Origin of the sequence: Alienimonas sp. DA493 (assembly GCF_043951915.1) — a bacterium.
GTDB lineage: Bacteria > Planctomycetota > Planctomycetia > Planctomycetales > Planctomycetaceae > Alienimonas.
Genome location: NZ_JBINJD010000306.1, coordinates 1 through 1,917, shown reverse-complemented (window position 1 = coordinate 1,917; position 1,917 = coordinate 1). Strand labels below are relative to the sequence as shown.

General features: G+C 70.6%; 2 protein-coding genes and 1 pseudogene. 2 read left to right on the top strand and 1 reads right to left on the bottom strand.

Annotated features, from left to right (window positions below; genetic code table 11):
• Positions 1 to 141 (top strand): annotated as a pseudogene (locus ACG2DA_RS22620) (IS630 family transposase); the annotation flags it as partial.
• Position 142: 1 nt separating this feature from the next.
• On the opposite strand, the gene ACG2DA_RS22615 reads toward ACG2DA_RS22620, so the two are convergent.
• A protein-coding gene (locus ACG2DA_RS22615) for an ISNCY family transposase (protein WP_395258935.1) occupies positions 143 to 1,713 on the bottom strand; the annotation gives its coding sequence in 2 pieces (ribosomal slippage) (positions 143 to 774 and positions 774 to 1,713; 1,572 coding nt in all).
• Here ACG2DA_RS22615 and ACG2DA_RS22610 point away from each other — a divergent pair.
• Positions 1,640 to 1,917, top strand: a 278-nt coding sequence (locus ACG2DA_RS22610) for a hypothetical protein (RefSeq protein WP_395258937.1), incomplete at its 3' end; no start/stop codon positions are given. The two genes, ACG2DA_RS22615 and ACG2DA_RS22610, sit on opposite strands and share 74 nt — an antisense overlap.

Below are 1,917 nucleotides of genomic sequence, written 5' to 3'. Positions count from 1 at the left end.
GCGCAGCTGATCGCGGTCGCCTGCTCCCCGGCTCCTGATGGCCGCGCCCGCTGGACGATGAAGCTGCTGGCCGAGCGGCTGGTGGAGCTGGAGGTCGTCGAGTCGATCGACCCAGCCACCGTCTGGCGGACGCTGAAAAAAACTACGCCGGCAAAGCCGGCTGAAGCAGGTCCCGTTCGAGCCTCGCGAGGAAGGCTCGGGGGTCGCGGCGGAAGCGGGTGCGTCGTCGGCGGGTTTCCCGGCGGGCGTTGAGTTCTGTCCGCAGACGCCGCCAAGCGGCGACGTCGATTGGCGCCAGATCGGCGGACGCGTACGCCCGCCGGCCGGTGGCGAGCGCGGCGGGCAGGCGGACCGAGCCCCGCTCCACCAGCGCCGGCGAAGCCGTCTTGCGGCCGGCGATCCGCCGCTCGTGCCAACGGTAGCTGCCGAACAGCTGCTTCAAATCGTTGTTCGTCCGGGGCAGGTCCGGCGTGCTGTAGGCGTGAAACAGGCCCGGCCAATAGCTCCGCGTCACTTTCAGAAAGTAATCGACGGCCGGGATCAACCTCCCGGCCCGCGATCGATGACGCCGCATCGCGCCGGTCAGGCCGCCCAGCCGGCGGCGAACGGCGTCCGCCCCGGCGGGGCCGGCCGAGCCGTCGTCCGCGTTCAGAATCTCCGCGGCCCGGTGAACCCAGGCGAACGCCCGCCGCACGTCCGGCCAGAGCGGGGCGGTCTCGCGCAGCCCCTTGTCCACCAGCCGCTTCAGCTTGGTCAGCTCCGGCGGGAGCCCCTTTTTTGTTCCACGCGGGCCAAACTTTCGGAGACCTCCGTCAGCCGCCCGTGCAGTTTCAGCCCCGAGGCGGCCAGGGGCGGTCGGCCGTCGTCGGTGATCGCGCTGCGGACGGCGGCGCAGTACCCGCGAGCGGCCTCCGCCTCGGCGTCGTCCCGGGCCTCCAGCGCCCGTTCGAGCGGCCGCACGCCGCGGACCCGCTTTTTCAACTCCTTCTTGGCATGGCGATCCGCTTCGTAGATCGGGCGGGCGGCTTCTCGCAGGTAATGGAACTGGCAGAGTTGGTGCGGCACGCCCGGCAGGGCCGAGGCGACCGCCCGGCGGATCGACTGCTGCCCGTCGGAGACGACTCCGGCGATCGGTACGGTCAGCGTCCCGGCGACCTCGCGTAGCAGCGGAGCCAGGTCGCGTTCGCAACCGGAGAGCAGGCTGCGGGTCAGCAACACTTCGCCGGACAGGCAGTCTCGCAACACCCATAACACCTCGTGACCGACGTCCGGCTGCAGGCCGTCCAGAGCCAGGATCACGCGGCCCTGTTTCGTCGTCAGCGATCGCAGCCGGACGTCGTCGGCCAGCGACGTCGCAAGCAGCTCGTCGTAGCGGTCCAGCAGGTTCGTCACCGTTCGTTCGCAGATCGCCAGGGCCGGCCGGGCGTTCAGGCGGAGGGCGATCTCCGGCACGCTCAGATGCTCCCGGTACCGCAGGGCGCCGATCAACGCGATCACGTCCAGCCCGAACTCGTGCTGCGGCAGGGCGTACGACCCTTCCGCCTCCGGGCGGTACGCCTTGTTGCAGTCGGGGCTGCGGCAGCGGCGGACCTTCAAAGTCAGCCGGATCAAGCCGTCCAGCGTGGCGACGGTCCGACGGTTGTCGTATCGCGCCCGGGTCCTGGCCCCGCACCGCGGACAGTCGGCGCCGAGGCACCGCAACGTCTCCCGCATCGCCGGTTCCGGCCGCGCCGCGTTCCTGCCCATCGCCCTTCCTCCAGATGAATCGGACGCCGCAGCCTACCCGTCCGGCGCCGGCGGGTCAGCCGGCTTTGCCGGCGTAGAAAAAAATTCGCTGAAGCCCTGGCTCCGCCAGCAGTGGGTGATCCCGCCGAAGGAGAACGCCGCCTTCGTCGCGCAGATGGAGGACGTGCTCGA